This is a genomic window from Lentzea aerocolonigenes (assembly GCF_000955955.1).
GTDB lineage: Bacteria > Actinomycetota > Actinomycetes > Mycobacteriales > Pseudonocardiaceae > Lentzea > Lentzea aerocolonigenes_A.
In genome coordinates this window covers 1-23,110 of sequence record NZ_JYJG01000397.1, presented here as the reverse complement: position 1 = coordinate 23,110, position 23,110 = coordinate 1, and the positions used below count along the sequence as shown (strand labels likewise).

At 67.8% G+C, this 23,110-nt stretch carries 21 protein-coding genes and 1 pseudogene; 14 read left to right on the top strand and 8 right to left on the bottom strand.

Going from position 1 to position 23,110, the window contains the following annotated elements; all coding sequences use genetic code 11:
- Positions 1 to 24: 24 nt before the first annotated feature.
- Positions 25 to 861: a spermidine synthase gene (locus UK23_RS40280; protein WP_045317064.1), complete on the bottom strand. Its 837-nt coding sequence runs from the start codon at positions 859 to 861 to the stop codon at positions 25 to 27.
- 45 nt (positions 862 to 906) lie between these two features.
- Here UK23_RS40280 and UK23_RS40275 point away from each other — a divergent pair, with 45 nt between their 5' ends.
- The gene (locus tag UK23_RS40275; protein ID WP_045317063.1) at positions 907 to 1,260 is read left to right on the top strand and encodes a DUF1304 domain-containing protein; all 354 of its coding nucleotides are present in this window, start codon (positions 907 to 909) and stop codon (positions 1,258 to 1,260) included.
- Here the strand turns inward: UK23_RS40275 and UK23_RS40270 are convergent.
- From UK23_RS40270 to pnuC, 3 genes are read right to left on the bottom strand one after another with little or no spacing between them, the layout of a single operon-like run.
- Positions 1,181 to 2,518 carry a YibE/F family protein gene (locus UK23_RS40270; RefSeq protein WP_045317062.1) on the bottom strand — a complete coding sequence of 446 codons (1,338 nt, stop codon included), beginning with the start codon at positions 2,516 to 2,518 and terminating at the stop codon, positions 1,181 to 1,183. The two genes, UK23_RS40275 and UK23_RS40270, sit on opposite strands and share 80 nt — an antisense overlap.
- Before the next feature lie 31 nt (positions 2,519 to 2,549).
- Positions 2,550 to 3,608 carry an AAA family ATPase gene (locus UK23_RS40265; RefSeq protein ID WP_045317061.1) on the bottom strand — a complete coding sequence of 353 codons (1,059 nt, stop codon included), beginning with the start codon at positions 3,606 to 3,608 and terminating at the stop codon, positions 2,550 to 2,552.
- Positions 3,605 to 4,165 carry a nicotinamide riboside transporter PnuC gene (gene pnuC / locus UK23_RS40260; protein ID WP_231114897.1) on the bottom strand — a complete coding sequence of 187 codons (561 nt, stop codon included), beginning with the start codon at positions 4,163 to 4,165 and terminating at the stop codon, positions 3,605 to 3,607. The genes UK23_RS40265 and pnuC overlap by 4 nt, the downstream gene beginning before the upstream one ends.
- A 45-nt stretch (positions 4,166 to 4,210) precedes the next feature.
- Here pnuC and UK23_RS40255 point away from each other — a divergent pair, with 45 nt between their 5' ends.
- A complete protein-coding gene (locus tag UK23_RS40255; protein ID WP_045317059.1) occupies positions 4,211 to 6,187 on the top strand; it encodes an intein-containing Rv2578c family radical SAM protein in 1,977 nt (658 codons plus the stop codon).
- A 40-nt stretch (positions 6,188 to 6,227) separates the two neighbouring features.
- Here UK23_RS40255 and UK23_RS40250 read toward each other — a convergent pair whose 3' ends face one another.
- From UK23_RS40250 to UK23_RS40240, 3 genes are all read right to left on the bottom strand, one after another.
- Complete coding sequence (locus UK23_RS40250; protein WP_045317058.1) at positions 6,228 to 7,298, bottom strand: right-handed parallel beta-helix repeat-containing protein; 1,071 nt, start codon at positions 7,296 to 7,298, stop codon at positions 6,228 to 6,230.
- A 65-nt stretch (positions 7,299 to 7,363) separates the two neighbouring features.
- Positions 7,364 to 7,708 (bottom strand): hypothetical protein, encoded by a 345-nt coding sequence (locus UK23_RS40245; protein ID WP_045317057.1) that lies wholly within the window; start codon positions 7,706 to 7,708, stop codon positions 7,364 to 7,366.
- Between the two features lie 25 nt (positions 7,709 to 7,733).
- Positions 7,734 to 8,471, bottom strand: coding sequence for a putative protein N(5)-glutamine methyltransferase (locus tag UK23_RS40240; RefSeq protein WP_045317056.1), 738 nt, complete (start codon positions 8,469 to 8,471; stop codon positions 7,734 to 7,736).
- 74 nt (positions 8,472 to 8,545) lie between these two features.
- On the opposite strand from UK23_RS40240, the gene UK23_RS40235 reads away from it, so the two are divergent.
- The 8 genes and pseudogenes from UK23_RS40235 to UK23_RS40200 all read left to right on the top strand — a co-directional run bounded on the left by UK23_RS40235 (position 8,546) and on the right by UK23_RS40200 (position 17,896).
- A complete protein-coding gene (locus tag UK23_RS40235; RefSeq protein WP_045317055.1) occupies positions 8,546 to 9,127 on the top strand; it encodes a TetR/AcrR family transcriptional regulator in 582 nt (193 codons plus the stop codon).
- Positions 9,124 to 9,858: a TIGR03084 family metal-binding protein gene (locus UK23_RS40230; protein ID WP_045317054.1), complete on the top strand. Its 735-nt coding sequence runs from the start codon at positions 9,124 to 9,126 to the stop codon at positions 9,856 to 9,858. Before UK23_RS40235 ends, UK23_RS40230 begins: the two co-directional genes overlap by 4 nt.
- Before the next feature lie 7 nt (positions 9,859 to 9,865).
- Positions 9,866 to 11,433, top strand: a pseudogene (locus UK23_RS40225) (acyclic terpene utilization AtuA family protein).
- Entirely contained in the window at positions 11,430 to 12,542 is a 1,113-nt protein-coding gene (locus UK23_RS40220; protein WP_045317053.1) for an acyl-CoA dehydrogenase family protein, read from the top strand. Before UK23_RS40225 ends, UK23_RS40220 begins: the two are co-directional and overlap by 4 nt.
- Positions 12,542 to 14,092, top strand: coding sequence for an acyl-CoA carboxylase subunit beta (locus UK23_RS40215; RefSeq protein WP_045317052.1), 1,551 nt, complete (start codon positions 12,542 to 12,544; stop codon positions 14,090 to 14,092). The genes UK23_RS40220 and UK23_RS40215 overlap by 1 nt, the downstream gene beginning before the upstream one ends.
- A 5-nt stretch (positions 14,093 to 14,097) precedes the next feature.
- Entirely contained in the window at positions 14,098 to 15,930 is a 1,833-nt protein-coding gene (locus tag UK23_RS40210) for a biotin carboxylase N-terminal domain-containing protein (RefSeq protein ID WP_045317051.1), read from the top strand.
- Positions 15,927 to 17,066, top strand: coding sequence for an acyl-CoA dehydrogenase family protein (locus tag UK23_RS40205; RefSeq protein WP_045317050.1), 1,140 nt, complete (start codon positions 15,927 to 15,929; stop codon positions 17,064 to 17,066). Before UK23_RS40210 ends, UK23_RS40205 begins: the two co-directional genes overlap by 4 nt.
- 14 nt (positions 17,067 to 17,080) lie before the next feature.
- Positions 17,081 to 17,896 carry an alpha/beta fold hydrolase gene (locus tag UK23_RS40200; protein WP_045317049.1) on the top strand — a complete coding sequence of 272 codons (816 nt, stop codon included), beginning with the start codon at positions 17,081 to 17,083 and terminating at the stop codon, positions 17,894 to 17,896.
- Here UK23_RS40200 and UK23_RS40195 read toward each other — a convergent pair.
- Positions 17,836 to 18,741 carry a helix-turn-helix domain-containing protein gene (locus UK23_RS40195; RefSeq protein WP_045317048.1) on the bottom strand — a complete coding sequence of 302 codons (906 nt, stop codon included), beginning with the start codon at positions 18,739 to 18,741 and terminating at the stop codon, positions 17,836 to 17,838. The genes UK23_RS40200 and UK23_RS40195 overlap by 61 nt on opposite strands.
- Before the next feature lie 181 nt (positions 18,742 to 18,922).
- Here UK23_RS40195 and UK23_RS40190 point away from each other — a divergent pair, with 181 nt between their 5' ends.
- The 4 genes from UK23_RS40190 (at position 18,923) to UK23_RS40175 (ending at position 23,080) form a co-directional block, all read left to right on the top strand.
- Positions 18,923 to 20,083, top strand: a complete 1,161-nt coding sequence (locus UK23_RS40190; protein ID WP_196778094.1) for a S8 family peptidase — start codon at positions 18,923 to 18,925, stop codon at positions 20,081 to 20,083.
- Positions 20,084 to 20,173: 90 nt separating this feature from the next.
- Positions 20,174 to 21,247 carry a S8 family peptidase gene (locus tag UK23_RS40185; RefSeq protein ID WP_052685461.1) on the top strand — a complete coding sequence of 358 codons (1,074 nt, stop codon included), beginning with the start codon at positions 20,174 to 20,176 and terminating at the stop codon, positions 21,245 to 21,247.
- Positions 21,248 to 21,365: 118 nt separating this feature from the next.
- Positions 21,366 to 22,535: a S8 family peptidase gene (locus tag UK23_RS40180; RefSeq protein ID WP_419503920.1), complete on the top strand. Its 1,170-nt coding sequence runs from the start codon at positions 21,366 to 21,368 to the stop codon at positions 22,533 to 22,535.
- A 134-nt stretch (positions 22,536 to 22,669) separates the two neighbouring features.
- Entirely contained in the window at positions 22,670 to 23,080 is a 411-nt protein-coding gene (locus UK23_RS40175; protein ID WP_156213735.1) for a hypothetical protein, read from the top strand.
- The last annotated feature ends 30 nt before the right edge of the window (positions 23,081 to 23,110 follow it).

Sequence of the window (23,110 nt, the reverse complement as noted above, 5' to 3'; positions counted from 1 at the left end):
TGGATGAAGGTTCCCTTCATCGAGCTAAGTGCCCCAGAGGCCGGACGGCGGGGCGGGGGAGAGGGTCGCGGTCTCGTCGGTCGTGACCGGTGCGCCACCGATGAACTTCGTCAGCCCCGTGCCGTGCTCGACGCGGCCGGGGAACGGATCGCCCGCGGTGGCGCGCATCAGCTGCTGCATCGGCAAGCCGGTGTGCGACGCGAAGATCACGAAGTTGCCGAACCGGCGGCCGCGGAACACGCCGGGCTCGGCCAGCACGCAGACGTGCTCGAACACCGAGCGCACGGTCGCGCACTGGGCACGCGCGAACTGCAGGCCGTTGCCGTCGCCGATGTTCGCCGCGTAGACGCCGTCCTCGGCGAGCGCTGCCGAGGCCTGCCGCACGAACTCGACCGACGTGAGGTGTGCGGGAGTCCTGGCGCCCGCGAAGCAGTCCGTGACGATCAGGTCGAACGATGCGGGGCGCGCCTTGACGAGCACCGCCCGCGCGTCGCCCGTGGTGATCCGCACGCCTTTGGGCGGCGGCAGTTCGCGGCGCACGAACGCGATCAGGCCGGCGTCGATCTCGGCGACCTGTTGAGACGATCGAGGCACGGTCGCGGACACGTAACGCGCTAGCGTGAGCGCGCCACCACCCAGGTGCAGCACGCGGGAAGGCGCCACCAGATCGATCAGATGGCCGAGCCGGCGGACGTACTCGAACTCCAGGTAGGTCGGGTCGTCCAGGTCCACATGAGACTGTGGGGTCCCGTTGACGCGCAACGTCCACGAGTTCCTGCCGCCCAGGTCGGGCACCAGTTCGGCCGTGCCGGAGTCGATCGACTCGGTGATCGCCTCGGTGTCGGGCCGTTGTCTTCCCACTGCTCTATTGTCTCATCGCGTGTCTCAGCCCAGAGGAGGACCTAAGTGCAGGTTATCGCGAACATCCTGATCGCCTTGGTGGCGTTGATCCACATCTACATCGTGGTGCTGGAGATGTTCCTCTGGACGACACCGCGCGGTCAGAAGGCGTTCGGCCTCACGCCGGAGTTCGCCGAGGCCTCCAAGGCGCTCGCCGCGAACCAGGGCCTCTACAACGGCTTCCTCGCCGCCGGCCTGATCTACGCGCTGATCCGCCAGGACTTCGGCGCGTCCGTGCTGTTCACGGTGTTCGTGATCGTCGCGGGCATCTACGGCACGTTCACGGCGAGCCGGAAGATCTTCTTCGTGCAGGTGGTGCCTGGCGTGCTGGCGCTGCTCTTCGTGCTGCTCGCTCACTAGGGCGTTCCCACGGCCCCTTGTCGGGGTCGTAGCCGGTGAAGAGGTCGCCCTCGATGCGCGCGGGCCGCGGTTTCGGCTGTGATTTCGGCTGCGGCTTCGCGCGCTTCACGGTCTTGGTCTCGGGTTCCGGCTCCGGCTCGGGTTCGTGAACGGCCGGGGCGACCTCCTGGCGCACCGCGACGAGCGCGGCCAGAGCCGTGGTCACCGGGATCGCCGCCACCAGGCCGATGCTGCCGACGAGCGTGCGGACGATCTCCTGCGCGATCTGCTGCGCGGTCAGGATCTCGCCCATCGACCGCCCGGCCAGCGAGATCGCCAGCAGCAACGGCAGTGCGGCGCCCGCGTAGGCCATCACGAGGGTGTTGACCACGGACGACATGTGGTCGCGCCCGATCCGCGAGCCCGCCGCGAACAGCTCGCGCCAGGTCAGCTTGTCGTTGGCGCGCCGCAGTTCCCACACCGCGCTGGTCTGCGTCACGGTCACGTCGTCGAGCACGCCCAGCGCGCCGATCAGCGTGCCCGCGAGCAGCAGGCCACGCGTGTCGATGTCGGTGCCGAGCACCGTGACGAGGTTGATCGTGTCCTCGTCGAGCCCGGTCAGTGACGCCAAAGCGGAGAACAACGCGCCCAGCACGCCGATCAGCGAGAGGCTGACCAGCGTTCCCAGCACGGCGGTCGAGGTTCTCGCCGATATGCCGTGCGTGAGGTAGAGCACCACGAACATGATCAGTCCGGCGCCCACGACCGCCACCAGCAGCGGGCTCTTGCCGGCCAGGATCGACGGCATCACGAACAGCACCAGCACCACGAAGCTCAGCAGCAACGCACCCAGTGCCGCGAACCCCTGCCATCGGCCGAGCAGCAGCACGGCCGCCGCGAACAGCACGGCCAGGACCACGAGTGACCAGCCGCGCTGGAAGTCGACGATCTGGTACGACTCCGCGGCTTGTGGCTGGCTGCCCGAATAGGACAGCACGACCTCGTCGCCGAGCTGGAAGTGCGGCGCGCCGGGGCCGTGCGGGCTCGGGATGGTGATGCTCTGGCCGTTCGCGTCGCCGTCGGTCATCCGCACGGTCACCGCGATGCACTTCTCGCCGCAGTTCTCCGCCACACCCGTGACGACCGCGGCGACCGGCTTCTGGTGCAGTCCGATGGCCGCGCCGGTCTTCTGCTCGTGCCCGAACGGGTAGAGCAGTGCCGCGCCGACGAGCGTGGCCAGCGCCAACGGCACCAGCAGCCACATCAGCAACGTGCGCACGCGCTCCGATGCGGGTTCTTCCAGCGCGTGGCTATGCCCGTGACCGTGACCCACGAGCAACATCCTGCCTCATCAGGTGTTCGACGGCCGTTGTGGCCGCCGCGAACCTGTTCTCGGTCAGCTTCAGCCACGGGACACCGCGCTTGGTGAGCTCGCGTTCGAACAGGCCGGTCATCCACTCGCGCAGGTGTTCGCCGTCGCGCCAGCCGTCCTGTTCGAACGGAACGCCTTCGTGGTCGGTCAGCAGGTACAGATCCGGCGACGTGCCGGTGAAGATCGATGGACGGAAGCCGAGATAGCGCTCTCCCCAGACCGTCGCGGCGAACGCGTCGTTGTCCGCGATGACCAACGGCGCCGTTTCGTGCGTTATGCGGCGTTCCTGTTCATGGGCGACATCTTCGAAGTCGCCCAGCGTCCACACCAGACTGTCCACGGTGGCCGTCGCGTCGAATGCTCTAGCTGACTGCAGCTTGAGCTCGGTGTGTTCGCGGCCGTACTCCGGGATCCACGGCGCTCCGAAGTGGCCGGACAGCTGCTTCGACAGTGTCGTCGTGCCGGTGCTCTCGGCGCCGACGACCACGACCTTCCAGCCGAGGCCGCGCTGGGTGGCGGGCGCGAGGTGGTGCCAGTTCGCGATCGGGTCGGTGCGGACCGCCGTGCCGGAGACGGGGTGCGTGAACCGGTCGAGGTCGACGAGCACGTGCTGCGCGCCGAGCCGCCTGGCCAGTTCGTCGCCGTACTTCTCGCTCGAGAACACGACGTCGACAGGGGCACGGGACGGTTCACCGTCCGCGATCGCACGCCTGGCGAGGACCGCGCGCGTCAGTTCGACGTGCAGGTTCCAGATCTCGTCGGAGTCGAAGTCCACGGGATGGTCGTCGAGGTCGCCGATGATCCGCACGCCGGGGGTGTCGCGGTGGGTCTCGGTCAGCCAGCGCACCCGGTGTTCTAGCGGGATCAGCTCATCGGATGCCCCGAGCACGGTGACCGTCGTCCGTGAGCTGCGAGCGGCTGCCGTCTCGATCAGGTGGTGGTGGCCGTTGTGAGGTGGGTAGAACTTGCCCAGCACCAGGGCGTGTTCGAACTTCATACGCGCACCACGTCCCGCGTCCACGAGCGCAGGCCAATCACGCAGAGCACCATGAACCCCACGTACAACACCGCTGTCAGGTAGAGGTCCTTGTAGGCGTAGAGCGGCACGTAGATCACGTCCGCGGCGATCCACAGCCACCAGCACTCGACCTTCTTGCGCGCTTGCCCCCACGTGGCGAGCAGCGACAACACCGTGGTGACCGAGTCCCAGAACGGCACGGTCGACTCGGTGAAGCTCACCAGGACCCAGTGCAGCAGACCGGTTCCGACGACGCCGGCGACCGCGAGCCAGATCCACTGCTGGGACGTCGTGCGGGAGACGGGCAGCGCGCTGTGCTGGTCACCGCCGCGCAGCCACGCCCACCAGCCGTACAGCGCCAGCGCGATGTAGACGATCTGCAGGCCGGAGTCCGCGTACAGGCCGCTGGTCCAGAACAGTGCGAGGAACGCCATGTTGTTGGCGATGCCGATGGGCCAGTTCCAGTGGTTCTGGCGCGCGACCAGCCACACGCACAGTGCGCCCGTGACGAAGCCTGCAACCTCAATGGGTGACACGCGCTCTCCTTGACCGATGTTCGAACATGTGTTCGAATCGATGGTGTGCGATGGGACGGACAGAAACTCGAGGCAGAGCCGCAGCAGGCACTACCGGGGCTACCGGGACTGGTGCGCAGCGTACGAACTCCTGAGTTCGCGGACGTGGTGTTCCACGAGGTCCGCGCCAAATCCGTGCTCAACGGAGTTCCTGGGTCGTCGCTGCCCTTCTCCTGGACGGTGAACCCGTATCGGGGCTGCTCACACGCCTGCACCTACTGCATGGACGGTGACACCCCGATCCTGATGGGCAACGGCCGCACCAAGCCGTTGTCCGAACTGCGGGCCGGCGACGAGATCTACGGCACCGAACTGGTCGGCAACTATCGCCGCTACAAGCTGACCACCGTGCTGGCGCACTGGGAGACGCGCAAGCTCGCGTACCGGCTGACGCTGGAGGACGGCACGTCGGTCGTCGCGTCCGGTGACCACCGCTTCCTGACCGACCGCGGCTGGAAGCACGTGACGGGCGAAACGGCCGGCACCGGGCGTCGTCCGCACCTCACGACCGGCAACAAGCTGATGGGCACGGGGGCTTTCGTCGAGCAGCCCGACGTGACCGACGACTACCGGCGCGGGTATCTGCGCGGGATGGTCGACGACGAGAACGAGTTCCGGATCCCCTTGGCCGACATAGAGGCCATGGACCGCACACAGGAGTATCTCGACTACTTCGGTGTGCGAGAAGGGAGGGGATTTCTGCACCAAGTGCGCGAGCTCGCGCACTGGCAGATAGCCCCGAACCCGGACTGGCTCAAGGGATTCCTGGCCGGTGCGTTCGACTACCTGGGGACCTGCTCGCGCAGCATCCTGCGGATGTCGACGCGCAACGCGGTCGTGCTCGAAGCGATCTGCTTGGCGCTCAAGCACTTCCACTTCGACTTCGCGATCGAGGAGCTGAAGCGCCGTCGTGGCGTGCGGGTCGTGCGACTGCGCGGCGGCCTGCGGGAGAACCTGCGCTTCTTCCACACCGTCGACCCGGCGATCACCCGCAAACGCGACATCGACGGCGTGGCGATCAAGTCGCAGCAGCCGCTGGGCGTCGTGTCCGTCGAGCCGCTCGGCGAAATGACGCTGTACGACATCACGACCGGCACTTCGGACTTCATCGCGAACGGTGTGGTGTCGCACAACTGCTTCGCCCGCAAGACGCATTCGTACCTGGATCTGGACACCGGGCACGACTTCGACACCCAGCTGATCGTCAAGGTCAACGCGGGGGAGGTGCTGTCGCGGCAGTTGCGGTCGGCGAAGTGGAAGCAGGAGCACGTCGCGCTGGGCACCAACACCGACCCGTACCAGCGGGCGGAGGGGCGGTACGCCTTGATGCCAGGGATCATCGAAGCGCTGACCGCCTCCCGCACCCCCTTCTCGATCCTGACGAAGGGGACCGTGCTGGCCAGGGATCTGCCGCTGTTGGCTGCCGCGGCCGAGGTCGTGCCGGTGGGGATCGGGATTTCGCTGGCGTTGATGGACCGCGATCTGCACAAGTCTCTCGAACCCGGCACACCTACCCCGGCTGCCCGGCTGGAGCTGGTGCGAAAGGTGCGCGAGGCCGGCTTGCCGTGCGGGGTGTTCATCGCGCCGGTGCTGCCCGAGCTGACGGATTCCGTTGAGCAGCTCGATTTTCTCCTGGAGCAGATCGCGGAGGCTGGGGCTACCGGGGTGACGGTGCTGCCGTTGCACCTGCGGCCTGGGGCCCGGGAGTGGTTCGCGGCCTGGTTGAAGCGTGAGCACCCGGATCTCGTGGAGACGTACCGGTATCTGTACGGAAACGGGTCCTATGTGGACAAGCGGTATCGCGAACGGTTGCGGGCGCGCGTGGTTCCGCTGATCGAGAAGCACGGCCTGGCGCCGCGCGGGCGGTCCACCGACGCCGTCACCGGTGTACCCGGCGACGACGACGGCGTGTGGCCCGACGGGTCCTTGCCGGTGGGTGTGCCGGCTCAGCGCGTCGACCAGGAACAGCTCACCTTGCTTTGATTCGTGAACGCGGTCGGCACCCTCTTCCCCAGGGTGTCCTTCACCGCTCGTGGGCGCCGATGTCGTGCGCCTTGCCCTGAGGCCGCGGGTTGCCCTCGATGTCGAACGCCGGTGCTCCCTCCGCCGAGCCCGCGTCGACCGTGTCCGGCCCCTCCGCGCCGACGTGATTGTGATCGGCCTTGAACGCCTCGTGGCTCGTTGCGCGCTCGAAGATGTTGTTGCGCAGGATGTTCGTTCCGGCGTACTTGTCGCCGCCGAACCAGATCGAGCCCTTCTTGTTGCCGTAGAACGTGTTGTTGATGATCTGCACGTTGCTGACCGTTCCGGTCGACTGCACCCAGATGCTCAGGCCGGCCTGCGCGTTGCCGTACGAGATGTTGTTGTACACCTTGACGTTGTCGAGAACGCGGTTCTCGGCGTAGTCCTCGACGGCCAGTGCGATGCCGGACTTGGTCTCGTTCTTCGTGCCGCTGCTGATGTTGTTGTAGACCTCGACGTGCGTGGCCGAGTCGACGTAGATGTTGGGGCCGCGGTTGTTGCTCATGATGTTGTCGTGGATCTTCACGCGGGCGTTCTCGGTGTACTTGACGTCGATGCCCTCTTCGCCGTTGTCGTGCACGTTGCAGTGGCGGACCTCGACGTCGCGCGAGCCGTGCCCGATGGACATGGCCTCGTGGTCGGCCTTGGTGCCGCGCGCGTTCGTGCCGGTGATCTCGCAGCCGTCGATCAGGACGTTGGACGTGTTGAGCAGCACCAGGCCGCCGTCCTGCGAGCCGTTGATCTTCAGGTTCCGGAACGTCAGGTTGTTCCGGCCGTCCGCGTACGCGCCGAAGCGGTCGGAGCCCTGGAAGGTCAGGTTCTCGAAGGTCAGGTTGCCGGCGTTGATGGTGAGTTTCGGCGTGATGGTGACGTTTCCGTTGCCGCGGAACGTGATGCCGTCGCGTTTGACCGTGAGACCGCCCGCGTAGGTGCCTTGGGTGATCTCGACGGTGTCGCCGGGTTGTGCCGCGTTGGCCGCTGCCTGGGGTGTCGCGTACTGGCCGCCTGGCCCGACCGTCAGCGTTCTGTCCTGTGGTGCGGACAGGACGGCGGCGACGAGGGCGAGGGTCACTGCGAACAAGGGTTCCTCCCTGGGTGTCGACGTGCAGGTTGCTGTCGACACCCGGGGACCGGTCCCTAAGCCCAGCCGCCCTGGACCATCGTCTGGAACTTCCACTCGCCGTCGACCTTGGTGAGGAGGTCGCCGTAGCGGACGGTCATCCCGTTGATCGTTCCGTCGGTGATCACGAAGACCAGGTTGTCGTTGATGAAGTGCGGTGTCCTGGTGGACTCCATCCGCACGTCACCGCCGAGCTGCGCCCCCATCTCCTTGATGAACCGCTCCCGGTCCCACGACGTCGCCGAGCCGTCGGTGACCGTGTTGATCGGGAACAGCGCCATGTCGGCCATCTTCTCGACGTCGCCCTGTACTGCCAGCTCGTCCCAGCGCGCGAACCATTGCATGACCTCGTCGTACGACATACCGTACATCGTACGGAACGTTGGGCTACTTCGCCAGCCGCCCGACGACCGCGGTGGTGTCCTCGCTGGTCACGAGGTGTGCTTGGAAGCCTGCGCCGGTGAACGCCCGGAGTGCTTCCGGCGCCTGACGCTCGCTCGTCTCGCTCATCAGGTGGCCGCCGGGCTTGAGCCAACTGCTTGACTGTGCGGCGACTCGGCGCAGGACTTCGAGGCCGTCCGTGCCGCCGTCGAGGGCCACTCGTGCCTCGTAGTCGCGGGCTTCGGTCGGCATGAACTGGATGTCGTCGGTGGGCACGTACGGCACGTTGGCGACTACGACGTCGATGGTGCCTTTCAGGTGCGTGGGCAGCGCGTCGAACAGGTCGCCTTCGAACACGTTCGCGAGGTTCTTGCGCGCGCATGCCACGGCCACGGGGTCGATGTCGGCGGCGTACACCGTGGCCTTGGGGAGTCTGAGTTGCAGGACCGCGCCCACTGCGCCTGACCCGCAGCACATGTCGACCACCGTGTTCGGACTCAGTTCGGTGGCGAGGTCGACCAGCAGTTCGGTGCGGTGGCGCGGCACGAACACGCCCTTGGTGATCGTGATCCGCTGCCCGCAGAACTCGGCCCAGCCGACGACGTGTTCGAGCGGCAACCCGGCCACGCGCTGGGCGACCATCTCCTCGAGGTGCTGGGGCGAGGTGGCGGCTTCGTGCAGCAGCGCGGCCTCTTCTTCGGCGAACACGCAGCCCGCGGCCCTGAGTCGATCAACTGTGCTCATCGGTTCCGGACGCTAGCAGGGCACATTTACAAGCAGGCTTGACTGTTTGTTTGTGGGCCGGAACACTCGGACCCGTGGAGACGAGGCAACGCCAGGCCGACCGCAGCCGCGAGACCAAGCGGAAGCTGATGGAGGCGACGGTCGAGTGCCTGGTGGAACGTGGCTGGTCAGGCACCACGACCACAGAGGTGGCCGAACGGGCGGGCGTGTCGCGCGGTGCCCAGTTGCACCACTTCCGGACGCGCGGCGAGCTGGTGGCGGCGGCGGTCGAGCACGTGGGCGCGGAGAGCGTCGAGGTGCTCAAGCGCCGCGCTGGGCTGACGGAGAAGACCACGCACGCCGTGGTGGAGCTGATCGCGGACTTCCACGCGAGCGACCTGTTCACCGCGGCCCTGGAGCTGTGGGTGGCCGCGCGCACGGACCCGGAGCTGCGCGACCTGGTGCTGGAACTCCAGGCCCGGCTGGGTCGCGAGGTGTACGGCCTCGCCCTGGAACTGCTCGAGGTGGACGACGCGCGGCCGGGTGTGAAGGACGCCGTGCAGGCAACCCTTGATCTTGTGCGCGGCCTGGCCCTGGCCAACCAACTGTCCGACGACGCCAAACGCCGCGCACACGTAGTCCGCTACTGGGCGAGGATGCTGGAGGAACAGCTGTGATCACGGAACTGCTGGCCGACCTGGACGCCGAGTCGCGCGAGCTCGACGCGCTGGTGGCCGGCGCCTCGGACTGGACTCTGCCGACACCGGCCGAGGGCTGGACGATCGGCCACCAGATCGGCCATCTGATGTGGACGGACAAGGCCGCGATCCTGGCCATCACCGACCCCGAGTCCTTCAAGGCCCAGCCGCTGGCCGGCGACATCGTGGACCGGACCGCGGCCGAGGCGGCGGCCCTGCCGAACCTGCTGGAACTGTGGCGGGACAGCCGTGCCGTGCTGCGGGAACGCCTGGCCACGGCCTCGGGCAAGATCCTCTGGTTCGGCCCGCCGATGAGCCCGGCCTCGATGGCCACCGCGCGGATCATGGAGACCTGGGCGCACGGCCAGGACGTCTACGACGCCCTCGGTGTGGAGCGGGAGCCGACCGCGCGGATCCGGCACGTGTGCCACATCGGCGTGCGGGCGATGGGCTTCGCCTTCCTGCTCAACGGTTTGGCGGTGCCGGAAGCCGAGGTGCGCGTCGAGCTGACCGGCCCGTCCGGCGAGGTGTGGGCGTGGGGACCGGAAGGCGCGGAGAACCGGGTCACCGGGCCCGCTCTGGACTTCGCGTGGCTGGTGACGCAGCGCCGCAACCGCAAGGAGCTGGCCATCGACGCTGTCGGCGAGGTGGCCGAGCAGTGGGTGCCGATCGCGCAGGCGTTCGCGGGTCCGCCTGGAGGTGGCCGGTGATGCGGGGATGCCGGCACGGCACCACGGGAGGCCGGCGGTGATCAGGATCGGCAACGCCTCGGGGTTCTACGGCGACCGGCTCTCGGCCGTGCGGGAGCAGCTGGAGGGTGGCCACCTCGATGTCCTGACCGGTGACTACCTGGCCGAGCTGACCATGCTCATCCTCGGGCGCGACCGGATGAAGGACTCCGCGCTGGGGTACGCGAAGACGTTCCTCCGGCAGATGGAGGACTGCCTGGGGCTGGCGCTCGACAAGGGCGTCAAGATCGTCGTCAACGCCGGTGGGCTCAATCCCGAAGGCCTCGCGCGCAAGCTCGGTGAGCTCAACCCCGGCGCGAAGGTCGGGTACGTGACTGGCGACGACCTCAAGGCGCGGTTCCCGGAAGCCTTGACCGCCAACGCCTACCTGGGCGCGTGGGAGATCGCCGAGTGCCTGAACCAGGGCGCACAGGTTGTCGTGACCGGGCGGGTCACCGACGCGAGTCTCGTTGTCGGGCCTGCCGCGGCGCACTTCGGGTGGGCCCGCGACGACTGGGACAAGCTCGCCGGGGCGACGGTTGCCGGGCACGTGCTGGAGTGCGGGACGCAGGCGAGCGGCGGCAACTACTCGTTCTTCACCGAGATCGATGCGACCAGGCCGGGGTTTCCGATCGCGGAGATCGACGAGGACGGGTCCTGCCTGATCACCAAGCACGACGGCACGGGCGGGGCGGTCACCACGGACACCGTCACGGCACAACTGCTCTACGAGATCGGGGCGCCGGAGTACCTGGGGCCCGATGTCACCACTCACTTCGACACGATCAAGCTCGACGCACACGAACGAGGCGTCAGGATCTCCGGCACCAAGGGGAGTCCGCCGCCGGACACGGTGAAGGTGTGCCTGAACACGTTGGGCGGCTTCAAGAACGCCACGACGTTCGTCCTCACCGGACTGGATGTCGAGGCGAAGGCCAGGCTGGTCAAGCGGCAGCTCCACGAGGCCATCGGGGACGAAGGGCTGACCTGGACGCTGGCGCGCACCGATCACCAGGACGCGGACACCGAGGAGCGGGCCAGCGCGTTGCTGCACGTCACGATCAAGACCGCGGACCCCAAGCGGGCCAAGGGGTTCAGCCGGGCCGCGATCGAGCTGGCGCTGGCGAGCTATCCCGGGTTCCACGTCACGGCGCCGCCGAGTGACGGCACGCCGTTCGGGGTGTACAAGGCGGCGTACGTGAACCGCGACGAGGTCAGCGCCAAGGCGGTGTTGTTGTGAGGAAGCCCTTGGGGACGATCGTCGGCGCGCGCAGTGGGGACAAGGGCGGGGACGCGAACATCGGCGTCTGGACCCGGACCCCGGAAGCCTACGAGTGGCTCGACAGTTTCCTCACGACGGAGAAGCTCAAGGAACTGCTGCCTGAAGCCGGCCAGGTGACCAGGTACGAGTTGCCGAACTTGAAGGCGCTCAACTTCGTGCTGCACGGGTTGCTCGGCGAGGGCGTCGCGAGCAGCACGCGGTTCGACCCGCAGGCCAAGGCGCTCGGTGAGTGGTTGCGCAGCAGGGAAGTCGAGATTCCGGAGGCGCTGCTGTGATCACCAAGGACCTGTTCGAGCGGAAGGAGCTCCGGCAGCTCGTCCGGGACTTCACGCGCAACGAGATCGTTCCGCACCTCGCCGAGTGGGAACGCGACGGCGAGGTGCCGCGCGAGCTGCACAAGAAGGCCGCTGAGATCGGGCTGCTGGCCATCGGGTTCTCCGACGGTGATCTGCTCGACTCGGTCGTGCTGACCGAGGAGATCATCCAGGCCGGTGGGTCGAGCGGCCTGATCGCGGCGTTGTTCACGCACGGCATCGCGATCCCGCACATCTGGCAGAGCGAGAACGAGGACCTGATCGAGCGGTTCGCGAAGCCGGCCATCAGGGGCGAGAAGATCGGCAGCCTCGCGGTCACCGAACCCGGTGCGGGCTCGGACGTCGCGAACATCCAGACCAGAGCCGTGCGGCACGGCGATCACTACCTCGTCAACGGCACCAAGACGTTCATCACCTCGGGGTGCCGGGCGGACTTCGTGACGACGGCGGTGCGCACCGGCGAACCCGGCTACCAGGGCATCTCGCTGCTGGTGATCGAGGACGGCTTCACGCGGCGCAAGCTCGACAAGATGGGCTGGCACTGCAGCGACACCGCGGAACTGCACTTCGACGACGTGAGAGTTCCGGCGGAAAACCTCGTCGGCGAGGAGAACGCCGGGTTCGTGCAGATCATGCGGCAGTTCCAGGTCGAGCGGATCACGATGGCCGTCGAGGCGTACGCGACGGCGCAGCGCGCGCTCGACCTCACCGTCGAGTGGACGCGGAACCGGGAGACGTTCGGCAAGCCGCTGATCAAGCGGCAGGTGGTCGGGCACAAGCTCGCCGAGATGGCGCAGAAGATCGACCTCGCGCGCACCTACACGCGGGAGATCGCGGCGCGCGTCAACCGGGGCGAGGACGTGATCACGGAGGTCTGCTTCGCCAAGAACGCGGCGGTGCAGGCGTGCGGTGAAGTGGTGGACGCGGCGGTGCAGTTGCACGGCGGCATGGGGTACATGCGGGAGTCCGAAGTGGAGCGTCACTACCGGGACGCCCGCATCCTCGGTATCGGGGGCGGGGCGAGTGAAGTGATGACCGAGCTCGCGGCACGACGATTGGGGTTCGCCTGATGGGCAACAGGGAGGCGCTGCTCGCGAAGATCGCGGGTCTGGACGCCGAGCACGCGAAAGCGCTCGCGGGAGGTGGGCCGAAGTACGTCGAACGGCACCACAAGCGCGGGAAGCTCCTTGCGCGCGAACGGGTCGAGCTGCTCGTCGACGAGGACAGCCCGTTCCTGGAGCTGTCGCCGCTGGCCGCGTGGGGCACCGACTTCCCGGTCGGCGCGAGCGTGGTCACGGGCATCGGCAGGATCGAGGGCGTCGAGTGCGTGATCGTCGCGAACGACCCGACGGTCCGCGGTGGCGCGTCCAACCCCTACACGCTCAGGAAAAGTCTTAGGGCCAACGACATCGCGTTGCAGAACCGGCTTCCGCTGGTCAGCCTCGTCGAGTCGGGCGGCGCGGATCTGCCGACGCAGAGCGAGATCTTCATCCCCGGCGGGCGCGCTTTCCGAGACCTGACAAGGCTTTCCGCAGCGGGTATCCCGACGATCACGGCCGTGTTCGGCAACGCGACGGCCGGTGGCGCGTACGTGCCGGGCATGTCCGACTACGTGATCATGGTCAAGGACCGGTCCAAGGTGTTCCTGGGCGGCCCGCCGCTGGTCAAGATGGCGACCGGTGAGGACGCGGACGACGAGTCGCTGGGCGGCGCCACCATGCACGGCGCGACGTCGGGCCTCGCGGATTTCGTGGCGGAGGACGAAACAGACGCGATCAGGCTCGCCCGCAGGGTCGTCGCACGGCTCAACTGGCGCAAGCTCGGGCCGGAACCCGCGACCGTCGAAGAACCGCTGTACGACGCCGACAGCATCCTGGACATCGTGTCCGAGGACCAGCGGGTTCCGTTCGACCCCAGGGACGTCATCGCCAGGCTGGTCGACGGGTCGAGGTTCGACGAGTTCAAACCGTTGTACGGCAACAGCCTCGTCACCGGATGGGCGCGGATCCACGGCTACCCGATCGGCATCCTGGCCAACGCGCGCGGCGTGCTGTTCAGCGAGGAGTCGCAGAAGGCCACCCAGTTCATCCAGCTCGCGAACCAGAGCGACACGCCTTTGGTCTTCCTGCAGAACACCACCGGCTACATGGTCGGCGCGCAGTACGAGCAGGGCGGCATCGTCAAGCACGGCTCGATGATGATCAACGCCGTGTCCAACAGCCGGGTGCCGCACCTGACGATCACCATGGGCGCTTCGTACGGCGCGGGCAACTACGGCATGTGCGGCAGGGCGTACGACCCGCGGTTCCTGTTCACCTGGCCCAACGCCAAGTCGGCCGTGATGGGACCGGCGCAGCTCGCCGGCGTGCTCTCGATCGTCGGACGGCAGGCGGCCATGGCGAAGGGGCAGGAGTACAACGAGGAACACGACGCCGCCATGCGCAAGATGGTCGAGGCGCAGATCGAGGAGCAGTCGCTCGCGCCGTTCCTGTCCGGGAAGCTCTACGACGACGGCGTGATCGACCCGCGCGACACCAGAACCGTTCTCGGCGTGTGCCTCTCCGCTGTCCACAGTGGACCGATCAAGGGCGCCGACGGCTTCGGCGTCTTCCGGATGTGAGACCAGTGATCAAGACTCTCCTGATCGCCAACCGCGGTGAGATCGCCCGCCGGATCATCCGCACCTGCAAGGCGCTCGGAATCCGCACGGTCGCGGTGTACTCGGACCCGGACGCGAATGCGCCGCACGTCCGCGAAGCCGACTTCGCGGTCAACCTGCCGGGCGCGACGCCGAGCGAGACCTACCTCCGCGCCGGACTGATCGTCGAGGCGGCGACCAAGGCGGGAGCGGACGCCGTCCACCCCGGTTACGGGTTCCTGTCCGAGAACGCCGACTTCGCCAGGAAAGTGCAGGCAGCAGGCCTGACCTGGGTCGGTCCGGAGCCGGACTCGATCGAGACGATGGGCTCGAAGGTCGCGGCCAAGAAGCGCATGGCCGCCGCGGGCGTGCCGACGTTGCCCGAACTCGACCCCGAGACCGTCACCGAGTTCCCGGTGCTGATCAAGGCATCGGCGGGCGGTGGCGGCCGGGGCATGCGGATCGTCCGCGAGAAAGCCGGGTTCGCGGACGCCCTGGCCAGCGCACGCCGTGAGGCCGAGTCGGCGTTCGGTGACCCGACGGTGTTCTGCGAGCCGTTGCTGGAGCACGCGCGGCACGTCGAGGTGCAGATCCTCGCCGACACGCACGGCACGGTGTGGGCGCTCGGCGAACGCGAGTGCTCGATCCAGCGCCGCCACCAGAAGATCGTCGAGGAGGCGCCCAGCCCGGCGGTCACCGGCGACGTACGCAAGCGCTTGTTCGCTGCCGCAACGGCGGCCGCCGAGTCGATCGGCTACGTCGGCGCGGGCACGGTCGAGTTCATGCTGAAGGGCGAGGACTTCCACTTCCTGGAGGTCAACACCCGCCTGCAGGTCGAGCACCCGGTGACCGAGCTGGTCCACGGCGTGGACCTCGTCGAGTGGCAGCTCCGCATCGCCGAAGGCGCGAAGCTGCCACTGGAAGCCCCGGAACCGCGGGGGCACGCCATCGAGGTCCGGCTCTACGCCGAGGACCCCGCGAACGACTGGCGCCCGGCCAGCGGCACGCTGCACAGGTTCCACGTGCCCGGCGACATCAGGCTCGACAGCGGTGTCGAGGACGGCTCGGAGATCTCGGTCTTCTACGACCCGATGCTGGCCAAGGTGATCGCGTACGCCCCGACCCGCGCGGCCGCCGCCCGCAAGCTCGCGACCGCACTGGAAAGCGCGCGGATCCACGGCCTGATCACGAACCGCCAGCTGCTCGTGGACATCCTGCGGAACGACGCGTTCCTCGACGGCGACACGCACACCGGGTTCCTCGCCGAGCACGACTTCACCCGAACCGTTGACCCGCAACCGTTTGCGCTCGCCGCAGCGCTCGCTCAGGCGGCCACCCGCAGGATCGGGACCCTGCCGCTCGGCTGGCGCAACGTCCGTTCGCAGCAGCCGACGGCGAAGTTCCTGTTCGGGGACACCGAGATCGAGGTCGAGTACGACCCTGAGCAGGCGACCGAAGACACGGTGATCCTCGACCTGGACGGAGTGAAGACACCGTTCCGGGTGGCGAGGTACGGCGATCTCGTCGAGGTCGACTCGCCGCGCGGCTCGGTCAGCCTCAAGGCAGTGCCGCGCTTCCCCGAACCGGAGACCAAGCTCGCACCGGGCGCGACCATCGCCCCGATGCCCGGCACGGTCGTGCGAGTCAGCGTGAACCAGGGCGACCACGTCGAGGCCGGGACAGAGCTTCTCGTGCTGGAAGCCATGAAGATGGAACACCGAGTGCTCGCGAACAACGCGGGCACCGTCACTGAACTGCTTGTCGAGAAAGCCCAGCAGGTCAACGCCGGCGACGTTCTGGCAGTGGTGGAGGAATCATGAGCTTCGTCGAGTCCGAAGAGCGGATCGCGCTCCGCAAGGCCGTGTCAGAGCTGGGGGCCAAGTACGGCAACGAGTACTTCCTCGCCAAGGCCAAGTCGGGGGAGAAGGCCACCGAGCTGTGGGAAGAGGCCGGCAAGCTCGGCTATCTCGGCGTGGCCGTGCCCGAGGAGTACGGCGGCGGTGGCGGCGGCATCGGCGACCTCGCGGCGGTGTGCGAGGAGCTGGCGGCGGCGGGATGTCCGTTGCTGCTCATGGTCGTTTCACCGGCGATCTGCGCGACGGTGATCGCGCGGTTCGGCACGGAGGAGCAGAAGTCCAAGTGGCTGCCCGGTTTCGCGGACGGCACGCTGAAGATGGCGTTCGCGATCACCGAGCCGGACGCGGGATCGAACTCGCACCAGCTGAAGACGCACGTGCGCCGCGATGGTGACGACTGGATCCTCAAGGGCTCCAAGACGTTCATCTCCGGCATCGACGAGGTCGACGCCGTGCTCGTGGTCGCGATCCAGAAGACCGGGCCGGTGCTCGTGGTCGTGCCGACGAACGCCGAAGGCTTCACCTGGCACCAGATCGAGATGGACCTGGTCGTGCCGGAGAAGCAGTTCACGTTGTTCTTCGACGATGTGAGGCTGCCGGGTGACGCGGTCGTGGGTTCGCCGGATCAGGGGCTGCTGCAGGTGTTCGCGGGCCTCAACCCCGAGCGGATCATGGGCGCGAGCATGGCCACCGGTTCGGCGCGGCTCGCGATCAGCAAGGCCGTCACCTACGCGCAGCAGCGCAAGGTGTGGGAGAACCCGATCGGTTCGCACCAGGGCCTCGCGCACCCGCTCGCGAAGATCCACATCGAGATCGAGCTGGCCAGGCTGATGACGCAGAAGGCCGCCGCGCTGTACGACTCCGGTCGCGACAAGGAGGCCGGCGAGTCCGCGAACATGGCCAAGTACGCGGCGGGTGAGGCCATCGCAGCGGCCGTTGACCAGGCGATTCAGACCCACGGCGGCAACGGCCTGACCACGGAGTTCGGGCTGGCGTCGATGCTCGGCATGTCCCGGCTGTCCCGCATCGCGCCCGTCAGCAGGGAGATGGTCCTCAACTTCGTCGCCCAAAACTCGCTGAAGCTGCCCCGCTCCTACTGAGAGACTCCCCGGGTATGGGGACCTTCAGCTCGTACGACGGCACGAAACTCGCGTATCACGGCCTGGCAGGAGATGACCCGCTCATCTGCCTGCCGGGCGGGCCGATGACGGCGTCGTCCTACCTCGCGGTGCTGCCGCTCGAGAACATGCTCAGGCTCGACCTGCGCGGCACCGGCGAGTCCGAGGGAGCAGCACTGGAGACGTACCGCGCGGACCGCCAGGTCGAGGACGTGGAAGCGCTCCGGCAGCACCTCGGCCTCGACCAGATCAGGCTGCTCGGCCACTCCGCCGGCGGTTCCCTCGCGATCCTCTACGCGGCGCGCTATCCGCGGCACGTCAAGGAACTCGTGCTCGTCGCACCGAGCGCGCGTGCCGTCGGCATCGACATCACGAACGACGATCGGCGCGCGATCGCGCACAGCCGCAGCGAAGAACCCTGGTACGCCGAGGCGATCGGGTGGTTCGAGGAGATCTGGGCGGGCAACGAGACGCCGGAGGCGTGGGAGAGGGTCGCTCCGTTCTGGCACGGGCGCTGGGACGACGAGATCAGCAAGCTCGACGACGACCACCCGACCAACGAGCAGGCGGCCGAGGAGTTCTACGCCGAGGGTGCGCTCGACCCCGCATCGACCCGCGCGGCGCTCGAGAACCTCGACGTGCCAACACTTCTGCTCGTCGGCGAGGTCGACATCGCGCTCCCGCTCAACCGCGCGCGCGAGTTCGCGGGCCTGCTCCCGCACGCGCGGCTCGTGATCCAGAAGGCGGCCGGTCACACCCCTTGGCTCGACGACCCCGAGGAGTTCGCGGCGATCGTCCAGCGCATCCCGTAGATGCCAGGACCGAAGTCGAGTGCGGCGGCGTGCGCGTAGCCCCAGGTGTCAACGGGGGCCGGGCGTCCGCCGCCGTGCATTTCCGTCCCGGCCGGACCGGACGCGAATTGCTCGCAGGAAGCGGGCGGGGACTCGGCCGGGAATTTGATCTCCAGCACGTAGTCGTGCACCCGTTCGGCGAACCGGCGGAAATGCGTGTGCTCGACCGTCGGATGTGGATAGATCAATTCGTACTCGATCGCGATCGAGTCGCCGGGAGAGATCGGTTCGTCGAACAACAGCTCCGCGACGAGCACGCCGTTGGTGCGTTCACGAGCGACGCGGCCGACCCGGCACGAGCGCACAGCGGTCAGCGCCGGTTGGGAGGAGCCCGTTTCCTGGCAGAGGATCCAGCGGTCCACTCCGGCCGACGTCGCCTGCATGACCTGGCGTGACCGGACACCGCGCACACCGCCGCAGGGGGCGACGTCCACCCGGTCGTGCTGAGCGGTCAGAACGAGCCCGGAACCGTCCCACGGCGCCCGTGCCGACAGCTCCCGCCTGCGCGAACGCCCGCGCGGCCGCGGTGGGCCGAGGAGTCGTGACAGAGCCGCTTCCGGCAGCCCGAGCACGTCCTCCAGATGAGCGAGCGCCATCAGCGACTCCGGCCGTTCGGGTCTGCGGCGACCCGACTGCCAGTAGCTCAGCGCCGTCACGCTGATCGGCGCGCCGCGCACCCGCAGACGGTGCTGCAGCCGTTCCAGACTGAGACCCCGCACCTGGATCGCGGCCCGCAACGCGTCCGCGAACGGACCCGTCACCAACAGGTCGGCGAGCTCCTCGCGAGGTGGGTAAATCGTGAGCATCTACCCCTCCGTTTCCCGGGGGTCAAGTTCGAGAGGCTATCGGCAGCAAAGGGGACGCGGTACAGCCGATCGGCGGTTTCGGGCTGCTGGGAAACCCGGAAAGTTCAGATCTCGGGCCTATTACGCCGCCAATAGTCCCGATTGGGTTCCTGAGCATCCCTGCGACGAACAGGACTACGCAATGCGCAAGACAGCAATCCTGGTGGGTTCGGCGGTCATGGTCGCGGCCTTCGCGGCGCCCGCCACCGCGGCGGTCGGTGAGATCCGCACGTCTCCCGGCGAGAACATCGCGGGCAGCTTCATCGTCAAGCTCAAGGACAACGGGGTCACCGCGAGCGCCGCGACTCTCGGTTCCCGCTTCGGCGGCCGGCTCGGGTACGTGTACGACGCCGCGTTCAAGGGCTTCTCGGTCAAGATGTCCGACACCCAGGCCCGCAGACTCGCCGCCGACCCGTCGGTCGAGTACGTGGAACGCGACCAGGTCGTCAGCATCCAGGCCACCCAGGTCAACCCGCCGTCCTGGGGCCTCGACCGGATCGACCAGCGCAACCTGCCGCTCGACCAGCGCTACACCTACAACACCACCGGCGCAGGCGTGAACGCGTACGTGATCGACACCGGTGTGCGCATCACGCACCAGACGTTCGGCGGCCGCGCCCACAACGGTTACGACTTCGTGGACAACGACGCCGTCGCGCAGGACGGCAACGGCCACGGCACGCACGTCTCCGGCACGATCGCGGGCTCGCAGTACGGCGTGGCGAAGGCCGCGAACATCTACGCCGTGCGCGTGCTCAACAACGCGGGCTCCGGCACGATCGCCGGCGTCATCGCGGGTGTGAACTGGGTGGCGAACAACCACCGCAAGCCCGCGGTGGCGAACATGTCGCTCGGCGGTGGCGCCAACACCTCGCTCGACCAGGCCGTGCAGGGCGCGATCACGCGTGGCGTCACGTTCGCGGTCGCGGCCGGCAACTCGAACACCAACGCTGCCAGCACTTCGCCCGCACGGGTGGCGGCGGCGATCACCGTGGGTGCGACCGAACGCACCGACGCGCGTGCCTCGTACTCCAACTACGGCCCGGTCGTCGACGTGTTCGCGCCCGGCAGCGGCATCACGTCGGCGTGGAACACCAGTGACACGGCCACGAACACCATCTCGGGCACCTCGATGGCGACGCCGCACGTCGTCGGCGTGGTGGCCCGGTACCTGCAGGGCAACTTCAACGTGACGCCCGCGCAGGTGGCGGCCGCGATCACCTCCAACGCCACCAACGGCAAGGTGACCAACCCCGGTGCCGGTACGACGACCAGGCTGCTGTACTGGCCGCCGACCAGCTGATCTCCTCCGATGTGCGGCCCCGGTTCCCTGTGAACCGGGGCCGTTTCTCCCTGCCCCGATCTTTCTCGGGCAACTGAAAGGAATCCGCCTGTGAGAGCCCTGCTGGCAGTCGCCGCCCTGGCGGCAGCGGTCGTGGTCGCCCCGGCGTCCGCGGCCACCTCGTCGTACATCGTGGTTTACAAAGATGGTGCCGTGTCCTCGTTCTCGGGCACGGTCGAACATCGGTACGCCAATGTTCTCAACGGGTTCAGCGCGCGGTTGACCGCCGCGCAGCTGCGTTCGGTGCAGGCCGACCCGAACGTGTCCTTTGTGGAGCGTGACGGGATCGTGCATGCGAACTCCACGCAGCTCAACCCGCCGTGGGGGCTGGACCGGATCGACCAGCGCGCGTTGCCGTTGGACCAGAAGTACTCCTTCACGAGCACCGGTCGTGGCGTGAACATCTACGTGATCGACACGGGAATCCGCGTGACGCACACGGACTTCGGCGGCCGGGCGCGCAACGGCTGGGACACCGTCGACAACGACGCGATCGCGCAGGACGACAACGGGCACGGCACGCACGTCGCCGGAATCGCCGCGGGCGCCAAGTACGGCGTGGCCAAGCACGCGGTGGTGTGGGGCGTGCGGGTGCTGAACGGTTCTGGTTCCGGCACGATCTCCGGTGTCATCGCGGGTGTGGACTGGGTGACCGCGCACGCCGTCAAGCCCGCTGTGGCCAACATGTCGTTGGGCGGCAGCGTTTCCGCGGCTCTCGACACCGCGGTGAAGAAGTCGATCGACTCCGGCGTCTCGTACACGGTGGCTGCTGGTGGCAGCAACAGCGATCCGTCCAACTCGTCACCACAACGGGTTTCGCAGGCGATCTGCGTGGGTGCGTTGACGCCGACGGACACCAAGGCGCCGTCGTCGAACTTCGGCCCGCTGGTGGACATCTGGGCGCCGGGCGTGAACATCCCCTCGGCCTGGAACACCAACGACACGGCTGTGCAGACCCTGAGCGGATCCTCGATGGCCGCACCGCACGCGGCCGGTGTGGCAGCCCGTTATCTGGAGTACAACCGCGCCGCCACGCCCGCTCAAGTGGAGCGCGCATTGGTTACCACGGGCACTCCGGGCACACCACCCGTCACTCGTATCCTTTACTGGCCGCCATCTCTGTGAATCGTGAATTGTCCGGCAATCGAACGGTGTCCTAACCTTTAGGACACCCTTGGCAGGAACCGGATCTCTCCATAGCGTCGAAAGTGTTCGTTCCCCTGCAAAGAACGGAATGCACATCATGACGCGAAAGATCCGGTTCCTGGCCGGTGCCGGCGCGGCGACCCTCGCCCTGTCGGTTCTGATGGTTCCCTCCGCCTCTGCCGCCGAGGGCGAGGTGCTGTCGCTCGGTTCCCCTGAGAAGATCGCCGGTTCCTTCATCGTGAAGCTGAAGGAGGGCAAGGCGAACTCGCACGCCCTGGCTTCCCGTTTCGGCGCTCGCGTCGAGCGCGACTACACCAGCTTCGGCGGATTCAACGTGAAGCTGACCGAGAAGCAGGCCAAGCGCCTGGCCGCCGACCCGTCCGTCGAGTTCGTCGAGGCCGACCAGGTCGTGCACATGGAGGCGACGCAGACGAACCCGCCGTCGTGGGGTCTCGACCGCATCGACCAGAAGAACCTGCCGCTGGACCAGAAGTACAGCTACACCTCGACGGGCGCGGGCGTGACCGCGTACGTCATCGACACCGGTGTGCGCATCAGCCACTCGACGTTCGGTGGTCGCGCTTCCAACGGCCGTGACTTCGTGGACAACGACAACGTTGCCCAGGACGGAAACGGCCACGGCACTCACGTCGCCGGCACCATCGCGGGCTCGCAGTACGGTGTCGCGAAGGCCGCCAAGGTCGTCGCGGTCCGCGTGCTCGACAACAACGGCTCCGGCACCCTCGCCGGTGTCGCGGCGGGCATCGACTGGGTCGGCGCCAACGCGGTCAAGCCGGCTGTCGCCAACCTGTCCCTGGGCGGCGGCGCCAACGCCACGCTCGACACGGCTGTGAAGAACGCCATCGCCAAGGGCGTGACCTTCGCGGTCGCCGCCGGCAACTCGAACGCCAACGCGAACACCTTCTCCCCGGCCCGCGTGGCCGAGGCGATCACCGTCGGCGCCACCGAGCGCACCGACGCCCGCGCGTCCTACTCGAACTACGGCGCGATCCTGGACATCTTCGCCCCGGGCAGCAACATCACCTCGGCGTGGAACACGTCCGACTCGGCCACCAACACCATCTCGGGCACCTCGATGGCGACCCCGCACGTGGCCGGTGCCGCGGCGCGGTACCTGTCGACGAACAAGACGGCGACTCCGGCCCAGGTGGCTTCCTACCTGGTCGCGCAGTCGACGCCGGGCAAGGTGACCAGCCCGGGTTCTGGCTCGCCGAACCGCCTGCTGTACCTCGCGCCGACCGCGTGAGCTGAGCTCTGAGTGAAAAGGCCGCGGCTTCGGTCGCGGCCTTTTCCGGCGATCGCGGTGCTGCCGTTCCTGGTGGCCAGCGCCGCATTGCCGGACAACCTGCGGCAGGCGTGGCGGCAACTATGATCCCGCGCATGCTGGAGGGCCTGGATTCCGTTGCGTGGCACGAGATCGACCACGCGTACGGTCCTGCACTGGACACGCCGGGGCATCTGCGGGCGTTGCTGTCCAACGATCCCGAAGTCGTCGCGCGGGCGGTAGTGGACCTCGACCGGACCGTCTACGAGGAGGGCGGCTTCGTGTGCCCGGCCGCCACGGCGGTGCTGCCGTTCCTGGTCGAGGTCATGCCCGTGCTCAGTTCGGAACACCGGGCCGCGTTGCTCGACATGATCGAGCGGATCGCGGACGACGGCGAGAACGCCGAGCAGGTCGACCGCGGCTGGCACGCGGCATGGGCCGAGGCGAAGCCGAAGCTAGTGGCGCGACCCGGAACGTCGGCGGGTGATTCACGCTCAGTGGGACGGCGCCACGATCCGTCCGCCTGACCGCGAATTCTCCGGCAACGTTCCGGGCCA